This window comes from Enterococcus sp. DIV1304_2, from assembly GCF_050555445.1.
GTDB classification, from domain to species: Bacteria; Bacillota; Bacilli; order Lactobacillales; family Enterococcaceae; genus Enterococcus_B; species Enterococcus_B pernyi.
Genome location: NZ_CP187851.1, coordinates 179,658 through 201,503 on the forward strand (window position 1 = coordinate 179,658; position 21,846 = coordinate 201,503).

At 38.9% G+C, this 21,846-nt stretch carries 22 protein-coding genes; 16 read left to right on the plus strand and 6 right to left on the minus strand.

The window, feature by feature from the left end:
• Positions 1–41 precede the first annotated feature (41 nt).
• Both IGJ14_RS00895 and pepG1 read right to left on the minus strand, forming a co-directional pair.
• On the minus strand, positions 42–119 hold the full coding sequence (locus IGJ14_RS00895) for a putative holin-like toxin (protein WP_100207132.1): 78 nt from the start codon (positions 117–119) through the stop codon (positions 42–44).
• A gap of 191 nt (positions 120–310) precedes the next feature.
• A complete protein-coding gene (gene pepG1, locus IGJ14_RS00900) occupies positions 311–454 on the minus strand; it encodes a type I toxin-antitoxin system toxin PepG1 (protein WP_071866110.1) in 144 nt (47 codons plus the stop codon).
• Positions 455–713: 259 nt separating this feature from the next.
• Here pepG1 and IGJ14_RS00905 point away from each other — a divergent pair, with 259 nt between their 5' ends.
• A complete protein-coding gene (locus IGJ14_RS00905; protein ID WP_019722686.1) occupies positions 714–2,012 on the plus strand; it encodes a hemolysin family protein in 1,299 nt (432 codons plus the stop codon).
• 45 nt (positions 2,013–2,057) lie between these two features.
• Here IGJ14_RS00905 and IGJ14_RS00910 read toward each other — a convergent pair whose 3' ends face one another.
• The 3 genes from IGJ14_RS00910 to IGJ14_RS00920 all read right to left on the minus strand — a co-directional run bounded on the left by IGJ14_RS00910 (position 2,058) and on the right by IGJ14_RS00920 (position 4,913).
• On the minus strand, positions 2,058–3,434 hold the full coding sequence (locus IGJ14_RS00910) for an MATE family efflux transporter (protein WP_010734370.1): 1,377 nt from the start codon (positions 3,432–3,434) through the stop codon (positions 2,058–2,060).
• 217 nt (positions 3,435–3,651) lie between these two features.
• Positions 3,652–3,975 (minus strand): DUF960 domain-containing protein, encoded by a 324-nt coding sequence (locus tag IGJ14_RS00915; protein WP_019722687.1) that lies wholly within the window; start codon positions 3,973–3,975, stop codon positions 3,652–3,654.
• Between the two features lie 329 nt (positions 3,976–4,304).
• Positions 4,305–4,913 carry a 50S ribosomal protein L25/general stress protein Ctc gene (locus IGJ14_RS00920; RefSeq protein ID WP_019722688.1) on the minus strand — a complete coding sequence of 203 codons (609 nt, stop codon included), beginning with the start codon at positions 4,911–4,913 and terminating at the stop codon, positions 4,305–4,307.
• Positions 4,914–5,235: 322 nt separating this feature from the next.
• On the opposite strand from IGJ14_RS00920, the gene IGJ14_RS00925 reads away from it, so the two are divergent.
• The 9 genes from IGJ14_RS00925 to IGJ14_RS00965 all read left to right on the plus strand — a co-directional run bounded on the left by IGJ14_RS00925 (position 5,236) and on the right by IGJ14_RS00965 (position 12,428).
• Positions 5,236–5,952 carry a 16S rRNA pseudouridine(516) synthase gene (locus tag IGJ14_RS00925; RefSeq protein ID WP_108145677.1) on the plus strand — a complete coding sequence of 239 codons (717 nt, stop codon included), beginning with the start codon at positions 5,236–5,238 and terminating at the stop codon, positions 5,950–5,952.
• A gap of 84 nt (positions 5,953–6,036) precedes the next feature.
• On the plus strand, positions 6,037–6,348 hold the full coding sequence (locus IGJ14_RS00930; protein ID WP_019722690.1) for a type II toxin-antitoxin system RelB/DinJ family antitoxin: 312 nt from the start codon (positions 6,037–6,039) through the stop codon (positions 6,346–6,348).
• 447 nt (positions 6,349–6,795) lie between these two features.
• Positions 6,796–7,491: a YjjG family noncanonical pyrimidine nucleotidase gene (locus tag IGJ14_RS00935; RefSeq protein WP_010734364.1), complete on the plus strand. Its 696-nt coding sequence runs from the start codon at positions 6,796–6,798 to the stop codon at positions 7,489–7,491.
• Between the two features lie 83 nt (positions 7,492–7,574).
• The gene (gene udk, locus IGJ14_RS00940; protein ID WP_010734363.1) at positions 7,575–8,204 is read left to right on the plus strand and encodes a uridine kinase; all 630 of its coding nucleotides are present in this window, start codon (positions 7,575–7,577) and stop codon (positions 8,202–8,204) included.
• A gap of 332 nt (positions 8,205–8,536) precedes the next feature.
• Entirely contained in the window at positions 8,537–9,139 is a 603-nt protein-coding gene (locus IGJ14_RS00945; protein ID WP_010734362.1) for a TVP38/TMEM64 family protein, read from the plus strand.
• A gap of 25 nt (positions 9,140–9,164) precedes the next feature.
• On the plus strand, positions 9,165–9,653 hold the full coding sequence (locus tag IGJ14_RS00950; RefSeq protein ID WP_029593962.1) for a GNAT family N-acetyltransferase: 489 nt from the start codon (positions 9,165–9,167) through the stop codon (positions 9,651–9,653).
• Between the two features lie 434 nt (positions 9,654–10,087).
• On the plus strand, positions 10,088–11,461 hold the full coding sequence (locus tag IGJ14_RS00955) for a hypothetical protein (protein WP_019722693.1): 1,374 nt from the start codon (positions 10,088–10,090) through the stop codon (positions 11,459–11,461).
• Positions 11,442–11,888: a YaiI/YqxD family protein gene (locus IGJ14_RS00960; protein WP_019722694.1), complete on the plus strand. Its 447-nt coding sequence runs from the start codon at positions 11,442–11,444 to the stop codon at positions 11,886–11,888. Before IGJ14_RS00955 ends, IGJ14_RS00960 begins: the two co-directional genes overlap by 20 nt.
• A gap of 174 nt (positions 11,889–12,062) precedes the next feature.
• Positions 12,063–12,428 (plus strand): DUF2512 family protein, encoded by a 366-nt coding sequence (locus tag IGJ14_RS00965; RefSeq protein ID WP_010734357.1) that lies wholly within the window; start codon positions 12,063–12,065, stop codon positions 12,426–12,428.
• A gap of 180 nt (positions 12,429–12,608) precedes the next feature.
• On the opposite strand, the gene IGJ14_RS00970 is transcribed toward IGJ14_RS00965, so the two are convergent.
• On the minus strand, positions 12,609–14,354 hold the full coding sequence (locus IGJ14_RS00970) for an ABC1 kinase family protein (RefSeq protein WP_019722695.1): 1,746 nt from the start codon (positions 14,352–14,354) through the stop codon (positions 12,609–12,611).
• 178 nt (positions 14,355–14,532) lie between these two features.
• Here IGJ14_RS00970 and IGJ14_RS00975 point away from each other — a divergent pair, with 178 nt between their 5' ends.
• The 6 genes from IGJ14_RS00975 to IGJ14_RS01000 all read left to right on the plus strand — a co-directional run bounded on the left by IGJ14_RS00975 (position 14,533) and on the right by IGJ14_RS01000 (position 21,569).
• Positions 14,533–15,600, plus strand: coding sequence for a D-alanine--D-alanine ligase (locus IGJ14_RS00975; RefSeq protein ID WP_019722696.1), 1,068 nt, complete (start codon positions 14,533–14,535; stop codon positions 15,598–15,600).
• Between the two features lie 197 nt (positions 15,601–15,797).
• Entirely contained in the window at positions 15,798–17,150 is a 1,353-nt protein-coding gene (locus IGJ14_RS00980; protein ID WP_019722697.1) for a UDP-N-acetylmuramoyl-tripeptide--D-alanyl-D-alanine ligase, read from the plus strand.
• 316 nt (positions 17,151–17,466) lie between these two features.
• Entirely contained in the window at positions 17,467–19,002 is a 1,536-nt protein-coding gene (gene cshA / locus IGJ14_RS00985; protein ID WP_019722698.1) for a degradosome RNA helicase CshA, read from the plus strand.
• A 709-nt stretch (positions 19,003–19,711) separates the two neighbouring features.
• Positions 19,712–20,062 carry a holo-ACP synthase gene (gene acpS / locus IGJ14_RS00990; RefSeq protein ID WP_010736606.1) on the plus strand — a complete coding sequence of 117 codons (351 nt, stop codon included), beginning with the start codon at positions 19,712–19,714 and terminating at the stop codon, positions 20,060–20,062.
• Between the two features lie 15 nt (positions 20,063–20,077).
• Positions 20,078–21,196: an alanine racemase gene (gene alr / locus IGJ14_RS00995; RefSeq protein WP_019722699.1), complete on the plus strand. Its 1,119-nt coding sequence runs from the start codon at positions 20,078–20,080 to the stop codon at positions 21,194–21,196.
• Between the two features lie 10 nt (positions 21,197–21,206).
• Positions 21,207–21,569 (plus strand): type II toxin-antitoxin system PemK/MazF family toxin, encoded by a 363-nt coding sequence (locus tag IGJ14_RS01000; protein WP_019722700.1) that lies wholly within the window; start codon positions 21,207–21,209, stop codon positions 21,567–21,569.
• Positions 21,570–21,846: the final 277 nt, after the last annotated feature.

Sequence of the window (21,846 nt, forward strand, 5' to 3'; positions counted from 1 at the left end):
AACTTATTTTTTACAAAATAACCGTCCTATGCCGAGGACGGTTATTTCTTTTTGTCGTCGCTAAGCAATGCTACTACCAACGTGATCAGGGTAATGGTAAACATACCAAAGCTGAGCATCAATTTAGACTAAATGCCCAACTGACAGAGGATCTTCCCTAGAACTTAATCTAGTAAGCATGTCGATAGTATGCTATACTAAATACGAAAAGAGGAGTTGCGTCAACAACTCCCCTTTGACAGCGTTGTTTAAAAAACAGCGGCATATTCAAGTTAATTTTTACAAAATAACCGTCCTTAGCCGAGGACGGTTATTTCTTTTTGTCGTCGCTAAGCAATGCTACAACCAACGTGATCAGGGCAATGGTAAACATACCAAAGCTGAGCATCAATTGGATTGTATCGAGTGCCGACAAAAGGCGTCTCCTTTCGTAAGATTTAGAAAGTATGTGCATACGCACCACCTCGCTTTCGAAGGATAGCCACCGTCATTAAACTGTACTGTCACGTAATAGCATAGCACATGCGCACATTTTAAACCTTAATTTATAAATTTTCTTGTTATTGAATAGCTGTTGAATGCTAGTGATACAAGTGAATAAATCCTCCCATTATTTAAAGTGATCTAGTGGAGAAGCAGAAATCAAAAGCCTCCTAGTTATACTCTTTTTATGAAAAGTTGTACAATTGAAATGGAAAAGTGAGGCGAAACAAATGGTATTAAATTTTGTCATATTATTTTTGATGATAGCAATCACTGCTTTTTTTGTTGCGAGTGAATTTGCTTTGGTAAAAATCAGACGTTCCCGTTTAGAACAATTGGAAAAAGACGACGTGAAGAACGCCAAACTAGCGTTACATGTGACCCACCATTTAGACGATTATTTATCTGCAAGTCAGTTGGGTATCACATTGACAGGCTTGATCATTGGTTGGGTTGGCGAAGGTTCTGTGGCAGCATTGTTGGAACCTTGGATCGGTCAGCTCCCAATCGGACGGGGAATAAGTGCAACGATCTCTGTCGCATTAGGGTTCATTCTGGTGACGTATGTCGACGTTGTGGTGGGGGAACTTTTGCCGAAAAGTTATAGTATCGTCAATACGGAACAAGTTGTGTTATTCGTAGTCAGACCCTTGCATTATTTTTATCTGGCGATGTTTCCTTTCATCTGGGTATTGAATCATTCGGCAGCAAGCTTAGGTAAATTGCTAGGCGTGAAACTAGTCTCAGAAGGTGAAGAGACACTCTCGCAAGAAGAATTGACTTTAGTTGCCCTCAATTCTTACCAGCAAGGTGAGTTGACAAAGGATGAATACCAGTATTTAGAAAATGTCTTTGAATTTGATGACACGCTGGCAAAAGACATTCAAGTAGATCGGACATCGATGCAAGTATTTGATGCATCAGATACAGTCAAACAAGCCATCAAAGAATCGATTGAACGTGGGCATACGAGATATCCTGTCATACTGGAATCCAAAGATAATGTGTTAGGATACGTGACTTTACCTGCGTTGATCAAACAATCTTTAGAAGATGATCAGATAACGGTGGAGTCTCTGATTGAAGAACCAATCGTGACCGCAGAAACCATCCCCATCAAAAAACTATTGACGATCATGCGAAGAAAAGGAAAACATATAGCGATCTTAAAGGATGAGTATGGTGGGACAAGTGGACTTGTCACAATCGAAGATATTTTAGAAGAAATCGTCGGTGAGATTCGAGATGAAACAGATGTGGACCAAGCGTTGATTGCGAAACAAGCAGATGGCAGCTATATTGTTTCAGGTAAGTTGACGCTTGATGATTTTGAGCGCTACTTCAATGAAGATGTGCCAGAATTTGAAGAAACAAATTTCATCACTCTGGCTGGTTTTATGTCGAGCTATCAAAAAGATATCGAGGCAGGTACAGTGATTACGATCGATCAATTTCAATTCACCGTTTTAGAATATGATCATGCACATATCGACTATTTCAGCTTGGTGATTTTACCAACGAATCCATAAAAAAAGTGTTCTTCCCATAATATAGGAGGAACACTTTTTTTGAATCTAATAACTGATTTCAGCATCTTCAATTGAAAATTGCTGTTGTTCGGCATCTAACTGTTTCAAATGTTTCACAGCGCGGATATAAGAGTAGAGCAAGACAATGACAGAACCAGCCCAAGCAAGTGGTGAAGCAAGAGCAGCACCTGGGTAGCCCCAGATCCCAGTCAGAATGATCGCAGCGAAAGAACGCATGATCAGCTCCATCATCCCTGCAATCGTCGGTACTTTACTTTGACCAAGCCCTTGTAAAGTGTAACGTAAGATAAATAGGATAGCTAAGATCCAGTAAAGGGAGCCGTTGATGTTGAAATACGTTTGCGCCAAATCAAAAACGACAGTTTCATTTGGGCTGACAAACAAGCTCACCAATGGTCGGCCAAGGAAAATGACAATTGCTCCGGCTAAGAAACTAAAGCCAATACTCATGACTAATGTTTGACGAACGCCTTTTAAGATACGTCCATATTGTTTCGCTCCATAGTTTTGTGCTGCAAAAGTTGCCATCGCAATCCCAAAGGACATCATAGGTTGAACAGCAAATTGATCGATTCGACCAGCTGCGGCTTGGGCAGCTACGACATCTGTACCTAAGCTGTTTAATGCAGATTGCAAGACGATTGCACCAATCGCAATGATCGAAGATTGGAAAGCCATTGGTAAAGCAACATTTAAATGTGTGCGGATCTCTTGTTTATCGAACGAAAAATCTTTTTTACGTAATTGAAGCATCGGAATCTTTTTCTTGATATAGACGATACATAATAGACTAGAAGCAATTTGCGCAATCACTGTTGCAATAGCAGCACCTTCTACTCCCATACCGAAGTTGATAATAAAGATCAAATCCAAGACAACGTTGATAATTACCGCAACGATCAAAAAGAGTAAAGGCGTTCGACTATCACCAAGTGCGCGAATAACATTTGACAATAAATTGAAGCTGACGGCAGCAAAGATTCCCCATAGGATGATCACGATGAATGTTTGTGCTTCATCGATGATATCTGCAGGTGTTTGCATCAACTGGAGCATCGGACGAATAAATACTAAGCTAAGGACGGTTAAAATTACAGTAACAATGACACTAATCATGACACTTGTAGCAAAACTTTTTTTCAAACCACGGAAGTCTTTCGCACCATATCGTTGTGCTGTAATAATGGCTAAACCAGCGGTTAGACCTTGAGCAAAGCCAATAATCAAGAAAGTTAATCCACCGGTAGCTCCTACAGCTGCTAGTGAGTTTTTCCCTAATGTCTGCCCAACGATGATCATATCGACCATGTTGTAAAACTGCTGAAAAACATTGCCTATCAATAAAGGGACAGTAAATAGCAAAATCAGTTTGGCTGGGCTTCCTTTTGTTAAATCGCGCATCTTGTAAACTCCTTATTTCTTTTAAAATTTAGTTAGTAGTATATAGTGTTTACCCTTGGAATACCAATTAGAATCTCATGATAAATAAATAGCTAAAATGCTTTATGTTTTCTGGAAATTTTCAGAGAAGGTCATCATAAAAGTAGCCAAGAAGTGAGTCTGCGATGAAAATCAAAGAGTCAACTACTTGGCTATCGTGCAAAACAAAGGGTTTATTTTAGTACTGTTTAATTTCACTTGGGAGAAGAATGGTTTCTCTGGTCCCATCATCATAGGCAAATACTTGCGCCGGATACTGTGGAGAATAAGGGAATGGCAAATCGATCCCCATCTCTACGGTACTGCCCGCTTGAGAAAAATGCAAGGTTACTTTTCCATGATTGTTCATTAAATCAAAAGCTAAAATATTATCTAACGGAATAACACCCTTAAGGTCTAAATCAATAATGAACCAGATACTATCGATCAGTTCATCTGGTAAACTTGATACCACACCTAATGATGCGTATCGATTACGGTTATTATCAAAACTTTCAAACATCGGCTTAGCCTCCTTTGTCTAAAAAACCGAAATGACGAGAACAACATATTATTATCAGGATAAACGAGTTATACTTTTTTAACGTTGGTTCATTCTAATAAACATTTATACAAAATGCAACAATATTTGCATACTTTTTTTCAAAGTATAAGAAACTTTTAAGAGGACTTCAAGAAACCTTATTATATAAGGGTTTTTGCGCTTATCAAAAAAACAAATAAGGGTTGATAAATAGGAATATACCATTCTTAAAACAATTTATTTTTAAGTGGGAAATAAAAAAAAACGAAGCAATGACACAAGTCACTGCTTCGTTGATCAAAAGACGTTTATTCTTCAGTTGAACCAATCACTTCTGGTTCTGCTGCTTCACCAGTTGATTCTTCTTCTTCTGTTGGTGCAACAACTGCGGCGATTTGTTCTTCTCCATCAGTAATGATCGTGTATGCGTCATTTTTCGGTAGATCCGCTACAGTGATCGAATCACCTAATGCTAAATCAGTGATATCCACTTCGATGTTTTCTGGTAATTGATCTGGCGTAGCAGAAACAATCACAGTATATAGGTTTTGAGCCAATACACCACCAGATTTCACACCAGTAGATTCGCCGACAAGGACAACTTCTGTTTCGACTTCTGTTTCTTCTGTCATATTAACAGATAGGAACTCCACATGTTCTAACTGGTTGGTAAATGTGTTTGATTGGACTTTATGAACAAGTGTGTTGACTTTTTTTCCTTCAATATTCATTGTGATAACTGTGTTTGCGGCATTTTCACGCAATACTTTGCTAAATGTCGCACTATCAAATGAAATGGGTGTGCTTTCTACATTGTAGCCATAAACGATTGCAGGAACTTTTCCTTCATGACGCAATTTGTTTCTCAATGAACGGGGACGTACTTCTCTTTTACTTACTTCTAATGATACTGACATAACCAAAATTCCTCCTTAAAATGTGACTGTCTGCTTTGGTGTCAGACAGATTTTATTTAAGTGAATGTCACATGGTCTCTTGCACATTATCAGGTAGCGCGAAAAAAACGCAAAAAGACAGATGCGCGCATCTGCCCTTAAAAAGTCAGGATTCAACTTTTCTCCACCAGGTCATTACGCTGTGTATGAGAAATCCAATTCACTTTACTCTTTAACCGTAACGCGATTCACTGAGTAAGTCAAGGAAACAACTTAGCGTTTCCATTTTGCATGGTGTATGATTCAGGTTATAATGCTTATGTAGCTAGGAAAGGAAGCAGTTATGCGGTTAGATAAATTAATAGAAAAAGAATTAGAAACATCACGTAAAGAGATGAAACGACTTTTTGCGATGAAACTCGTACGTATCAATGGGAAAGTGGAACAGAAACAAAATCGTAATGTGGATAGTTTGCTCCACTGTATCGAAGTGGATGGCGTAAAGCTACATACAAATGAAGTATACTTTATGCTGAATAAACCGAAAAGAGCAGTAACAGCGGTGACAGACATTCACAAAACGACCGTTATCGATTTGTTGGCTTCAGCCGACCGCACCCAGCCTTTGTATCCAGTGGGGCGATTAGATCGTGATACAACAGGGTTATCGCTAATCACTTCCAATGGCCAATTAGGCTATGAAATGTTACTGCCTGAGAAGAAAGTGAAGAAAACATACGTAGCAGTCGTCAATGAACAAGTGACAGAAGCTGATCAAGTTGCTTTTGAAAAAGGGATCATCTTTGATAGTGGCTATCAGTGTTTACCAGCCCATCTGGAAGTCTTGGATATCCAACAAGATCAAAGTATCGTACGACTGACGATCCAAGAAGGAAAATTCCATCAAGTGAAAAAGATGTTTTTAGCTTGTGGAAAAAAAGTGACTGCGTTACAACGTATCAGCATGGGCCCCTTACAACTAGATCCGCATTTGACTGAAGGATCTTATCGCTCATTGACGTTAGACGAACTAAAAAAATTAAAAAAATATTTTAAATAGTAATAATCATGAATTGATCGTTCATTCAATGAATTTTTTTTACACTCCTATTAGGAGTAAAATAGGAGTGAGAGGTGATGTTCTATGTCTGAAATCAAAGAAAAAAATAAAACCAACGAAAAAAAGAAAGTCCAAGTGAATATCAATAAGAATCTAGCTACTGACGTCGAAAGCATTTTAGATTCATTAGGAGTAAATCCATCAATCTTAATCACTGCTTTATATAAAAGGGTAGCTGCCAGAGGAGAAATTCCATTTGATTTATCTTTAACAAGTAAAGAGAAGGTTGAACTGCAGTTAATGAGAGTTGCGGAAGAGTCTGTTGAAACTAATCCGCCAGAAAATAGCGGTGACCACGAAGATCTAGTGTCATGGACGAGAGATCTAGATGAATAGTCATGACGTGTTCTTGATCTATATTCCCTTTAACGATGGCAGTGGAGGGAAAACTCGTCTTGCTATTGCTATCCGTGTTCGAAGCAGAGGTTCATTCTTGACTTGATTCTTCCTATTACAAGTAAATATGAGAATAAATCAAAGGCGATCAAAAAGCGATATTATGAAATAAAAGACTTAGATTCTGCAGGATTAAACAAGAAATCTTGGGTAGATACAGGAAACCGATTTGAATTGAAGAGTAATTTCAATCCCTACAGAGTCATTGGACATTTCTCAGAAGAAGATATTATTGGACTTTCTAAAATGATTTAGTGTCATTTAATAAGCAAGTGCACAGCCGGCGGTTCTAAGGCACTTGTTTATTTCTTTTATAGATAAACAATCAACAACCCATGAAAATGCAAATAAACGAAATATCAAATATAGAAGAAATAGGAGAATCAGATGAAATATCATACATTATTATTCGACGTAGATGATACGTTGTTAGATTTTCAACAAACAGAAACAGAAGCCTTGCACCAATTGTTTGCGGAACAAGGCATTGAACTGACACCAGAGATCAGAACAAGTTATAAAGCATTGAATCATCATTTATGGCGAGAATTCGAAAAGGGGCAGATGACAAGAGATGAAGTGACAGGCAACCGCTTTGGTCTGTTGTTCCAACAGTTCGGCAAGACCGTAGATAGCCAAGCAATGGATCAACGTTATCGACATTATTTGAATCAGGGCCATCATTGGATTCCTGGAAGCCATGAATTACTGGAAGCAGTGTCAAGTGAAGCAGAACTTTATATAGTGACGAATGGGGTTTCTCAAACCCAACATCAACGATTAACAGATGCTCGGATGATTCATTATTTTCGAGAAATTTTTGTCTCAGAAGCGATTGGCGCACAAAAGCCAATGAAGGCTTTTTTTGATCACGTGTTTGCTAATATTCCTGAGTTGGACAAAGAACGAACGGTGATTATCGGTGATTCACTGACTTCTGATATCAAAGGTGGAAATGAAGCAGGGATCGATACGATCTGGTTCAATAAAAACAAGTTGCCTGAAATACCAGAGATCCAACCAACCTATCGGATTGATTCTTTAGAAGAACTTTACCCGCTCTTGGAAATCTCACCTCATTAATTTTCAGAAAAATAGTGCATTTTCCTTTTTTTTCGCTATAATAGATTAGAATGAAAAAACGGATATGAAAGAGGTTTTAGTCAATGACAAAAAGCAAGCCAATTATCATTGGTGTGACGGGCGGATCGGGAAGCGGAAAGACAAGCGTCAGCCGAGGGATTTTTAGTCACTTTCCAGACCACTCCATCATGATGCTTGAACAAGATTCTTATTATAAAGATCAAAGTCATCTTAGCTTTGAAGAACGGTTGAATACAAACTACGATCATCCTTTTGCCTTTGATAATGAACTGCTGATCCAGCACGTTGAAAAACTACTGAACTATGAAGCCATTGAAAAACCAGTCTATGATTATGTTGCCCATACGAGAAGTCAAGCAACAATCATCCAAGAACCAAAAGAAGTGATTATTTTGGAAGGTATCTTGATTTTAGAAGACGAGCGTTTACGTGATTTGATGGATATCAAGATCTATGTAGATACAGACGATGACATTCGGATCATTCGCCGGATCAAACGTGATATGGAAGAGCGCGGCCGTACCTTAGATTCTGTGATCGAACAATATTTAACAGTCGTTAAGCCGATGTATCATCAGTTTATTGAACCAACAAAACGTTACGCTGATATTATCGTTCCAGAAGGTGGCGAAAATCACGTAGCTATCGACTTGATCACAACGAAAGTTGCTAGTTTTTTGAATCACCAGTAAAAAGATAAGAACAGGTGTTAGAACTGAAGTAGCTGTTATGCCTATCTTCTAAAACCAAATAAACGGCGTTTTATAAGTAACTTCTGCGGGTAATCAGCCATAAAGGAAGTGCTCAAATCCGAGAAATAAGCGTGAAAAACCGAAAATTTTTCTTCAAATTTTTGGGATTTCACGCTTATTTCTGAAGGAGCTACTTCACGTTGTTTATTCGGGCTTAGGAGACACAAGAGGATCAAGCTTCTGCTGCTCGAAGTTGCATACGACGATTTTGTCGTTGTTCGTTACTTGTTCTTTTATGAAACATAGAAAAATGAAAAGTGTAGGAGAAGCGTATGGCTGAGAAGAAAACATGGGTACATAGAACCATCCAAGTCGCACCACTCGTTGGATTAAGTATTTTTTTCATATTGATCATGTATGGCTATCGACATGGCATCTTTCAATCGGCAGATTCTTTGCAACAATTCATGCAACAGTTTGGGAGCTATGCGATCATTTTATTTATTCTTATCCAAATCATCCAAGTGATCATTCCGATTCTGCCAGGAGGGATTTCTTCTGTTGCAGGGATGTTGATGTTTGGAAATGTCTTTGGGTTGCTGTATAGTTGTATTGGCTTGATTATTGGTGAAGCAATCGGTTTTTTATTCGTGCGTTATTATGGTACGAGTTTTGTCCGTTTTATCTTATCACCAAAAAAATTCCAAAAATTTGAACAGCTAGTCATTGAAAAAACAAACAATATCAAAAAGGTATTGATCGTTACCTTACTTTTACCTTTTGCGCCAGATGATTTGATTTGTCTCGTCGCTGGATTGACGAAGCTTTCATTTAGAGAATACATGCAAATTGTTATTCTTTTAAAACCTTGGTCGGTCGCTGTATATAGTATGATCATGTTGTTTTTATTCCAGCAAGCACAAGGGCATTTTTAGTTCATTGAATGGAGGAAGTAAAATGTTGGAGAAAGTAGTAGTAACTGAGAAAGAACTCGATGAACTCGTGACAGTTATCCATGAAGTATGGCCCGAAGCCTTTACGCCGATTATCGGTCAAAAGCAAGTCGCTTATATGTTGGAGACGTATCAATCGAAAGAACAGATCGTAAAAGAATGTGCAGCAGGGGTCAACTATTTCTTATTGAAGTTAGAGGGAAAAACGATTGGCTATACTGCTTATGAAAAGATGGGTTCTTCGATCTATTTAAGTAAACTCTATATTCTTCGAGACGTACGAGGGAAAGGTTTGACCTCAGAAGTCTTTCGTTGGTACGAACAATTAGCAAAAGAAACAGAAGCACAGGAGATTTTCTTGCGTGTCAATCAAGGAAATCAACAAGCAATCGCAGTCTATCAACATCAGGGATTTGTCATTGAGGGAGAATTGATCAGCGATATCGGCGAAGGATTTCAAATGGTTGATTATAAAATGAAAAAAAGACTCGCATAAAATGGTTGCTTGTGTTAAAGTATACGTTATGCGACGGGTCGAGAAGATCTCTGAACGTTAGAGGTCTAATTGATTTTGGCGGCACATGATCCACGGATCACCTACCGGATGTAGGCGTGCTGGACAAGACTTTTGTGGAGAAGGACTTGTCTGTCTGATTCTTTCAGGCACCAGTGAGTGGCGAACAGAAATGTTCAACGCTCAAAAATAAGCAGGGATTCCCAAATTTGCTAGTCAAATTTTGTGGAGTTCCTGTTTTTTTTGTCTTTAGGTGGGTGCGTATCTGGGTGCTTCTTTCACAACCTCTATAGGGTGTTGGCTGCTTTGCTCCTATGGTATAATCAGTTTTGTACCCACAGGCATGTGTGTATGTCTATAGAGATGATGTGTTGACATGACAAGTAACTCATGTTTAACACGTAAGGAGTTTTTAGATGATTGATAAAATCAAACGATTTGGGCGGAACTTTACCCAGACGACACCTTTTATTTTGAGTAATACGGTTATCTTGGTGCCGTATCTTTTATTTTTAAGTTTGAGTGATGGGAACCAATGGTTATCGATTTTACCCTTCACTTTGTTCTATACCTTTCGGATGACAGGTCTGTTTTTAGTTAGTAGTATTCGCTTTGGTCTGGATAGTTATACCTTGTTGATGATTTCTTTATTGATGGGTGGCGCAGGTTCGTTGATCGGGATTTTTGGCGTCCTTTATTTCCCGCTGTATTATCTGTCAAGTGTACTTTTAGGACTAAGTGCGGCATGGCTGATCCCCACAAATATCACAGTGAATTACCATGAAAAACAACAGGGATTCACGAACATGTCAGCAAATAAATTTCCATTTGCGATCCTGTTGTTGCTTGTTTTGTTTCGGGTGATCGAGCTTCCCGGGTCGACGCAAGTCGTGATGACATTAGCGTTATATACATTGTTCTACATTATGGCATACCATACGATCAGTCATTATCCTCGCTATGAATTGGATTTTAAAGAGATGAAGTCGAATGTGGTAGTGACCAAAGAGTTGCTTTTATTTATCGGCTTTTTCGTTTTGTTGTTTCTTTTGAGAAATGCTCGTTTGTTGATTGATCCTGCATTATTTGACGTAGCAATCTATGGATTTATGCTGTTGTTTCTATTTGCAGCTTTTTATCTTGGAAGGGCTAGAAAGCAGTGGAAATTACCCACTTGGTTAAATAGTTTTACTTTTCTGAATGGCATGTTAGGTAATTTTCTTTTTTTATTCGGGACACTTTATATCGGCCGCGTCTATGGTTTCGACTATTTAGGCGTATATATGTATTTACCTTATATTGCAGGCATGGTGTTAGCCAAAATCATTGGCAATCAAGCAATCCAGATTCCCACGATCGAACCAGTCCTCATTCAATTAGCCGGATTAGTTAGTTCGTTGATGGTTCTGTTACTTCCACAAATCGGCTTTGTGGTTGGTTTGTTCTTATTAAGTTTTTGGCACGCGGTAGTAGGTAGTTGGTTGAATCGTACGTATTATGAGATCGATACAGAAATACCGATGGATAATCGTGTGATCAAAAAGTTTACGACACAAAACAAAGGAAGTGTGACCCATCAATTTTTATTGATGTCATTGCTGTTGGTGATGGCAAGATGGTTGGACGAACCTGTGAGTGTATTGCTCCAATTGACTGGTAGTCTGAGCGTACCAAAAGCGATGATCCAATTGTTAGTTTACGTAAAATGGATAAATGTCAGTGTATTGATCCTTGGAGTAATCGCTGTTTATCTTTTATGGAGGAAAGAACATGCAAAAAATATTCATTGATGGTGACGGCTCTCCAGTGAAAAATGACGTGATTGAAATTGCGGCATCTTTTCAATTAGAGGTGATGATCGTGACAAGTGTGGATCACTATACCAATAAAGAGTATCCAAGCTATGTACAGTTTGTATATGTCGATAAAGGGGCAGACAGTGCAGATTATAAAATCGTCGGGCTGATCAAAAAAGGTGATTTTTTGATCACTCAAGATTATGGCTTAGCTTCATTGGTCTTACCTAAAGGTGTTCGAGTCTTTCATCAATCGGGGAAGGAATTTGATACCACGAACATTGATGGATTATTAGAACAACGTTATCAAAGCAGTAAGTTGAGAAAAGCGGGCATTCGGACGAAAGGGCCGAAGCCTTTCACTCATGGAGATCACCAAAGGTTCAACGAAGCGTTGATCCGAGCGCTTGAAGAAATTTGAATAGAATATAATAGGTGAACATTGCTTCTAACTAAACAGAAGCAGTGTTCCTCTTTTTTATTGCTAAAATAAGTACGATATCTTTGATTGATTCTATAACAAAAGATATAATTATGAAGATTATTTAATTATATAATCATATATTTTTAACCAAAAAAGAAGGGAGTGCAGAAAATGAAACATGTGAAGGCGTTGGTGGTAAAAGCAATCATGATTTGGGCAATTTTGTGGATCGTTTTAACGGGACTGTATGGTGTTAGTTTCATGGATTCAACGATTGTCGGAGTAATCATTGTTGTCATGATCTATGTATTAGGTGATTTATTGATTTTACGAAAAGTAGGAAATATCGCGGCTACAATTGCAGATGCTGGTTCAGCTGCAGCCATTCTATGGTTATATCTTTATTTTATGAACGATATGACGGATATTTGGATGAAGGTTTTAGTACCGGCGGTATTGATCGGGATCGCTGAATGGTTCTTCCATAAGTGGTTGCTCTCGCAAAGAATCGTACCAGATGAACGAAAAATGAAATAATCAAACCAAAAAAGCTAAAATTATCAAATAGATAGGGAGTAAAAGGCTACAGACTAAAAAACAGGAATAGTGCGTATCCTTAACTCTAATCATCAAGCAATGAGGTTGTGTCAAAAGTACACAGCTAAAAAAATAAACGAGAACATCCGAAAATAGTTTCATATTTTGGGATGTTTTCGTTTATTTTCGTCTTTTTTTATAATAGTTGATCAGTGTATCAATGGCTAAAAAGAGAATGACCACAGCTGCGATCGTATACGTGAATATACCTAATAGTGTAATAAAATTGATTTGGTCGTCTGGTGCAGCTTGGACAAGCAACGAAGAGCCGACGATCAATGCGGCGAGTATCACACCAAATACTAAACGGTTCACCATACTTTCGATCCGGTTCATCAGTTGGTCTTGTTTTTTTAGTTCCAAATTGATTTTTCCTTGTCCAGAACGCCAAGTTTCTAGAAGGTGATAGACTTGTTGCGGGATTTTCGGTACGGTTTTGATACCATCGAGTATATCTAAGCCCGCTTGCTTCAAGGTATCTTCGACAGAGAGATGTGCTAAGAAATATCGTTGTGCAATGGGCGTAGCGACTTCCATCAAAGATACTTCAGGATCAAGTACACGAATCACTCCTTCTAATGTGCTAAACGCTTTAAGCAATAACGTGATATCACGATCGATTTGTAAGTTGTTCTGGTGGCAAATCGAGACGATCTGCGCAAAGACTTCTTGCAAGTCGATTTCTTCAAGGGGGAGGTCTAAATATTGCGTCAAAAAGTTAGCGAGTTGTTGATGGAATTCACTTTCATCAAAAGGCCCTTCTTGTTGACATAAGTTGATGACGGCTTTTTCAATACGGTAAATATCTCGTGTATAAATCGCTAAAACGATTTCCATCAGCTTTTGTCTTAGCGAAGCGGAGAGACTACCCATCATACCGAAATCAATATAACTGATTGTATATGGTTGTAATGGTTCAGTGACAGTAGCAGTCGTTTTGAAAGAAATCGAGCCTAGTTGTTTTTGGTGTTCTTTTGTGTCTGTCGTTACATTTTCTGAAAGTTCTTCAACGCTTAAAGGATGGAACAATAAATTCCCAGGATGTGGATCGGCATGAAAAAAGCCATCGTCAAAGATTTGCTTCATAAAATGTTCGATCAATCGTTTAGCCACTTGTTGTTTCAATTGAGTATTCGTAAGTGTCTCAATGAGGCGTTCATCCGTTTCTTCAAGATTCATCAATTGGTTGAAGTTCTTTCCAGACATTTCTTCCATCACAATAACTTTTTTTGTGCAAAGTGCCTCATAGATTTTAGGGGATCTAATTTCATACCAATGGTTGTTTAGGACATAGAAACGTGCGCCATTTTGACTTTCTTTGTAGAAGTCCAATTCGTTTGTCAATGAACGTTTGACTTCTTGCAACACGCCTTTTAAATCGATGACGCTTGTTTCAGGAATATATTTGATCAAAGGAATCGCCCGTTCGAATAACTGTAAGTCCATCATGATTTCCTTCGCAATATTTGGATGTTGGACTTTTACAACGACTGCATCGCCATTCTTTAACGTTGCACGATGTGCTTGACCCATAGAGGCAGAAGCGAAAGGTGCTTTATTGAAGCTAGTAAAAATCGTTTCTAAGGATGCGTCTAATTCCTGTTCAATCGTTTTTTTCGTCGTGACAAAGGGATCACTTGGTACATTGTCTTGCAATGTTTTGAATGTCTTAGTAAACTCAGCAGAGAGTAAGTCATCACGGACAGAAAGCATTTGCCCAATTTTTATAAAGGTTGAGCCAAGTTCTTCAAAGGCTTTTTTTACTTGTTCAGGATTTTTTTGTTGGATCAGATTAGGCAGAACATTTTCTTTGATGAATACGTGAATGATTTCTGTTAAACGGCTTCGAGAAGTAGTTTTGGTCATAACTATGCCTCCTTTCTCTTATCATAACGATAAAGAAAAAAAGCGACAACTATTCCGCTGTTTTTTGAATAAAATGACATGTGCCTCACCTTTTTTCAAATAAGCTGTTTGCATCTTTTGTTTTTGTGCTAAAATATGAAGTAAAAATGAATGATATCGAATACAGGAGGAAAATCTTTTGAAGATTACTTTATTATATGGTGGACGCAGTGCGGAACACGAAGTTTCGATTCTTTCAGCGTTTTCCGTTTTAAATGCTATTTATTATGCTTATTATCAAGTACAGCTCGTATTTATTAGTAAAGACGGCCAATGGGTCAAAGGCCCGTTGTTGACTGAAAAACCTACAAGTGAAGAAGAATTGCACTTGACGTGGGACCCAAGTGGGAAAATGACAGAAGGATTTACGGGTACTGTCATCAATCCAGGAGAGATCAAAGAAGAAGGAACCATCGTCTTTCCAGTTCTTCACGGTCCAAATGGCGAGGATGGCACGATCCAAGGATTCTTGGAAACCTTGAATATGCCTTACGTCGGTGCGGGTGTACTGACGAGTGCTTGTGCCATGGATAAGATCATGACAAAATATATTTTACAAGCAGCCGGTGTACCGCAAGTACCTTATGTTCCAGTTTTGAAGAATCAATGGAAAGAAAATCCTAAAAAGGTATTTGACCAATGTGAAGGCTCATTGCTTTATCCGATGTTCGTGAAGCCAGCAAACATGGGGTCAAGCGTGGGGATCACTAAGGCTGAAAATCGAGAAGAATTACAGAATGCCTTAGCAACAGCTTACCAATACGATTCACGTGCCATCGTTGAACAAGGAATCGAAGCACGGGAGATCGAAGTCGCTGTTTTAGGAAATGAAGACGTCCGCACGACCTTGCCTGGTGAAGTGGTAAAAGACGTGGCATTTTACGATTATGATGCGAAGTACATCAATAATCGCATCGAGATGCAGATTCCAGCAGAAGTACCAGAAGAAGTCCATCAAAAAGCACAAGAGTACGCAAAATTAGCGTATACGATGTTAGGTGGAAGTGGCTTGAGCCGTTGTGATTTCTTCTTGACGAATAAAAATGAATTATTCCTTAATGAATTAAATTCAATGCCTGGATTTACAGCATTCAGCATGTACCCATTGCTATGGGAAAATATGGGCTTGAAATACGGTGACTTGATTGAAGAGTTGATCCAATTAGGCTTGAACCGTTATAATCAAAGACAAAGTTTCTTTGACTAATTGAAACGTAATCAGCACAAGTATGAATGTGTCGAAGTAGTATGTATAGCAAAATAAAGGTTGTGGATGATCATCTGGTACTGATTGAAAGCGAAAGATTTTTACTATTCGACGCTATCAGTATTGGCGATTTCCACCACCTTTTTTGTTCCTATTCCTATAGGACTACTGGTCTAAATCGAAAGGACAGAAAATGGATGAACATAACAATACAAGAAATTGCTCAAGCAGTTGGCAGTCATCATGAGTCAACCCAATCAATCACAGGAGTAGAATTTGATAGCCGCAAAATCAAAGAAGGCGATTTGTTCGTTCCTTTAGCTGGCGCAAGAGATGGGCATGAATTTATTGAACAAGCTATCGCAAATGGGGCAGTTGCTTCTTTTTGGAGTTGGGCAGCCGAAAAGGCACCAGAGGGGATCGAGATCATACCAGTTTCTGATCCTTTAAAAGCAATGCAAGAGTTGGCGCAATACTATTTGAAAAAAGTTGGGGCGGATGTAGTGGCTGTTACCGGTAGTAATGGGAAGACGACCACAAAGGATCTAACAGCTTCTGTCTTAGCGCAAGGATATAAAACTTATAAAACACAAGGAAATTACAATAATAATATTGGCATGCCTTATACGATCTTGCATATGCCTCAAGATACTGAAAAAATCGTTTTAGAAATGGGAATGGATCATGCCAATGAAATTACGGAACTCTCGTTGCTGGCACAACCAAAAGTTGCAGCAATCACGATGATCGGTGAGGCTCATATCGAGAATTTAGGGTCACGAGAAGGTATCGCCAAAGCAAAAATGGAAATTGCTGACGGGTTGCTACCAGACGGATTATTGATCGTACCGAATAATGAACCATTGTTAGAACCGTTGGTTGCTCCATTGTCTCAAAAAATCAAGACGTTTGGAATCCAACAAGGCGATATTTCTGCACAACAAATCATCGAAGAAAAGCAACAAACGACATTTATCGTTGAAGGCGAATCATTCACGATCCCTTTACCTGGTAAGTATAATGTGACGAACGCGCTGATTGCTTATGCGATCGGGCAGTTTTTCGAGTTGTCTCTGTCGGAAATCCGACGAGGTCTAGCAACTGTCTCAGTGACACAAAACCGAACAGAATGGCTGACTGCTGGAAACGGGGCAGCGATCTTAAGTGATGTTTATAATGCCAATCCTACAGCTATGGGATTAGTCTTAGATACTGTAGCAAGCCTCCCAGCAGCGGGACGAAAACTTGCCGTGTTAGCCGATATGTTGGAGCTAGGGGTAGACTCGCCTCTCATGCATGCTTCCATGAGTGAACATATTTCTTCAGACATCTTCTCGATGATCTTTTTGTATGGAAAAGAAATGCAGGCGTTAAAAGATGCTTTGGCTCAGAAATATCCTGATTTGCCGGTTTATTATATCGAAGAAAATAAAGAGCAATTGATTGCAGCGGTGATTGCTGAGATCCAGCCAAATGACACGATTGTACTAAAAGGTAGTAATAGTATGGGCTTGATTGAAGTGGTCGAACGACTACAAGAAATGAAATAAAAACTGTAAACTTGCAGAAAACAATAAATTATGCTAGAATAACCTATTGCCGAAAGATGAAGAGAAATTGGACTGGCTTGATGATGAAATGCGAAAGCCAGATGTCATAACAATGATAAAGCTGAACGCGACCCGTTTGGCTTTTCTAATGCCTAAACTTCGCAAAGTGATTTTTCGGTGGTGCCACAGGGGCTAAGAATGGATGGGAAACGTGCGTGGCCACTGTCAAAAAAGCAACAGACACTTTGACCGAACAAAAGACGGGGTAGCAAACTATAGCTACATCCTCAGTTAACAACCATATAGGAGGATTCATTTGAAATTTAAAGAACTAGAATTATCACCAGAATTATTAAAATCAGTAGAACGTGCAGGATTTGAAGAAGCGACACCGATCCAATCAGAAACGATCCCACTTGCCTTGGAAGGCAAAGATGTGATTGGACAAGCACAAACAGGAACAGGTAAAACTGCTGCATTTGGTTTACCGATGTTAGAGAAAATCGATGCAAGTCGCCAAGAACTACAAGGATTAGTTATTGCACCAACACGGGAATTAGCGATCCAAACACAAGAAGAACTGTATCGTTTAGGACGTGACAAACGTGTCCGTGTCCAAGCCGTATACGGTGGTGCCGATATTGGCCGCCAAATCCGTGGATTGAAAGACCGTCCACATATCGTGGTTGGTACGCCAGGACGTATGTTAGACCATATCAACCGTCACACATTGAAACTTGGAACAGTTGAAACATTAGTGTTGGATGAAGCAGATGAAATGTTGAATATGGGCTTCTTAGAAGATATCGAAAGTATCATCTCTAAAGTACCAGACCAACGTCAAACACTATTGTTCTCAGCGACAATGCCACCAGCAATCAAAAATATCGGTGTGAAATTCATGAAAGATCCAACTCACGTGAAAATCAAAACCAAAGAAATGACTGCTGATTTGATCGATCAATACTATGTACGCGCAAAAGAATACGAAAAATTCGATGTGATGACTCGCTTGCTCGATGTACAGTCACCAGAATTAACGATCGTCTTTGGACGTACAAAACGTCGTGTCGATGAATTAGCTCGTGGCTTAGAAGCTCGTGGCTATCGTGCAGAAGGTATCCATGGCGACCTTTCCCAACAAAAACGTATGAGCGTATTACGTTCATTCAAAAGTGGACATTTAGATATTTTAGTTGCTACAGACGTAGCTGCACGTGGTTTAGATATCTCAGGAGTTACTCATGTATACAACTATGATATCCCACAAGACCCAGAAAGCTATGTTCACCGTATCGGTCGTACTGGTCGTGCAGGTAAAGGTGGTATGTCAGTAACTTTCGTTACACCAAACGAAATGGGTTACTTACATGTTATTGAAAACTTAACGAAAAAACGTATGACAACTTTACGTCCACCGACTGAAAAAGAAGCATTCAAAGGACAACTAGGCGCTGCTATTGAACAAATCGAAGAAAAACTTGAAGAGAATGGCTTAGATAAATATCTGCAAACTGCGGATAAATTATTGGAAGAATACTCTGCTCAAGATTTAGTCGCTTTATTGTTGAAAACAACAGCCAAAGATCCATCAGATGCAACACCAGTAAAAATCACACCAGAACGTCCATTGCCTATGCAGAAAAAAGGCTACAACAAAAATGGTAAACGTGGTGGCGGAAGTGGCGGCGGAAACAACCGTAATCGTCGTGATAATGGCAACTACCGTGGCAACAAAAATTCAAAAGGTAGCGGTAGCTACAGCAAAAACCATAACAAACAAAAAGACAATGGTGGAAAACGCACAAACGACAAAAAACGTGGTTTCGTGATCCGCACGAACAACGACTAATACACATGTAAAGTGGTGGTCTTAGAAGGACCATCCGAATAAGCCCGTCAGATCCAAAAATAGCTTACCTATTTTTGGCCTTGGCGGGCTTATTTTGTATTGTTTATTTGGCAATGATAGATAATGAAAAAAACAAACATACTCTCTCTTTCATTACATAAAGAAGTAGAGATCATAGGGTAAAAACCTACTAATAATGGGAAGTCTAAGAGTATTAAGTATAAATTTAACGTAGTTCCTCTTTTTAGTAGGTAATTTAGATAACTTTAACAAAAATGTTATTTAAAAAAATAAAATATTTAGCTTTTTAAGGATATAGCAACAAATTTTTGTTTTTTTTGTTTATTAAGTAAAAATAATTTCTTTTTTTATGCGTGATCCATGGTAAATTAGAATTAATACCAATAAAATGATTTTATAAACAAACAAGGCGGAAAATGATTTATATATCAGCTGTTTTTCGAATTGTAAGTCTTATTTTTTTGAAAAACATTCGTAAAAAAAGAAATGAAGTGACTTGAACTGTTTTCTTTACATCAGAGATTTTTATCAATCAATTCTCAATGGTTTTTTATTGGAGAAAATGAAGAAGTGGGTTTTCACTAGGAAACAACTTTCATTTTTGTTATTTCTAGACTTATTGGTGGTAAATTGTCTAAAATTTGGTAGAATTAGAGTGTTCTAAAATTTTTTGAAAAGAGAATCGTGTATGATAAAAGGGATTGGGATTGATGCAGTTGAACTGTCGAGGATTGCTAAGATCATTAAAGAAAAGCAAAACTTTATTGATCGTGTACTGACACCAAGTGAAATCGAAATGTTTCGTTTGCTGCCATTTCATCGTCAGGTTGAGTTTTTAGGCGGTCGTTATGCATGTAAAGAAGCTTTTTCAAAGGCTTGGGGAACAGGGATCGGTAAAGTTACCTTTCAAGAGATCGAAATTTTAAAAAATGGATCAGGACAACCAATTGTAACGAAATCTCCACATGAAGGAGCAGTCTGGGTCAGCATCACACATACAGACGAGTTAGCTTTTGCACAGATTATTTTAGAAGACTAGAAAGAAGGAAGAACAATGGTTATTGCTTGGCATCGTCCGACAAAAGCAATTGTACATAAACAGGCAATTACAGAAAATGTAGCAAATGAAATAGCTCGATTGAATGGAAAAGAATTGTTTGCTGTTGTCAAAGCAGATGGTTATGGTCACGGAGCAATCGAAACAGCAGAAGCTGCAAAAAAAGGTGGAGCTTCTGGTTTTTGCGTAGCTACTTTAGATGAGGGGATCGAGCTGAGAGAGGCAGGTTTCACACTACCTATTCTTGTATTGAATATGGTTCCGATCGATGCGTTGACACTTGCAGTCATCCACGATCTATCTATTACTGCGGGAACAAAAGAATGGTTGGAAGCTGCGGCTACTTATATAGCAGAACGCCATCTAGAATATTTATTGAAATTGCATTTGAAAGTCGATACCGGAATGGGAAGAATTGGCTTTCTCAATAGTGCAGAAGTGAATGAGGCAGTGGAAATCATCCAGGATAGTCCCAATTTAGAATGGGAAGGGATCTATACTCATTTTTCTACAGCAGATCAAGCAGATACCACCTATTGGGAACAGCAGAACCAAAAATTCAGTGAGATCATCGAAAGTCTACCTACTTTACCAAGATATGTCCACAGCAGTAATAGTGCTACTGCATTATGGCACGAAAAAGCTACAGGCAATATGATCCGCTATGGGGTAGCAATGTATGGCTTGAATCCATCCGGTCACGCGTTAGCGGAAGTGTATCCCCTACAACCAGCGCTTGAACTTGTATCTGAATTGATCCAAGTGAAAGAGTTGCCAGCAGGAGAAGGTGTAGGTTATGGAAAAACCTATACGACTTCAGCTTCAGAATGGATCGGAACTGTACCAATCGGTTACGCAGATGGTTGGTTACGGAAAATGCAAGGTTTCTCATTATTAGTGGAGGGGAATTATTGTGAGATCATTGGTCGTGTATGCATGGATCAATTGATGATCCGTCTGCCCTATCAAATGCCAGTAGGAACTAAAGTTACGTTGATTGGGGAAAATCAACAGGCTAAAATCACAATGCAAGATGTAGCAGATCAATTGGGTACGATCCATTACGAAGTCGCATGTGTGCTAGGGCCCCGTATACCTAGAGAATATCAAGAGTGAGGAGAGGCGTATGGTAAAAAGAGGAGATATTTATTTTGCTGATCTTTCTCCGGTGGTAGGATCAGAACAAGGTGGGACAAGACCGGTCTTAGTGATTCAGAACAATTTAGGTAATCATTTTAGTCCAACGGTCATCGTAGCAGCAATTACTGCGAAAATGGCGAAACCTAAATTGCCCACACATATAGGAATCAAAGCGACCGGAACAGGGATCGAAAGAGACTCAGTCATTTTACTTGAACAAATCAGAACGATTGATAAGTCCAGATTAAAAGAAAAAGTCTGTCATTTGGAACGATCGATCATGTTAGATGTCGATCGTGCATTAAAAATCAGTGTTGGTATCGAAGCGCTTGTCCCAGTGTCAAAATAAAAGACAAAAACAGCACGTTTATACATAAAAAATAGCACCGTGTGTTTAGTCAATCATTGCGCGATTCAGCGCTTGGCAACAACAAAAAAGAGGAACTTCAACGGTCTGGGACATTCGTCCTATCGCACCACCTAAAAACGAATAAACGGCGGGAACAGAAGTAACCTCTTCGAAAATAAGGCGCCATCCACAAAAATTTGAAAAACAATTTTCGTGGATGGTGCCTTATTTCTCGAAGCTAAACACTTCGATCCCGACCTCTGGCTGTCGTGCCTTT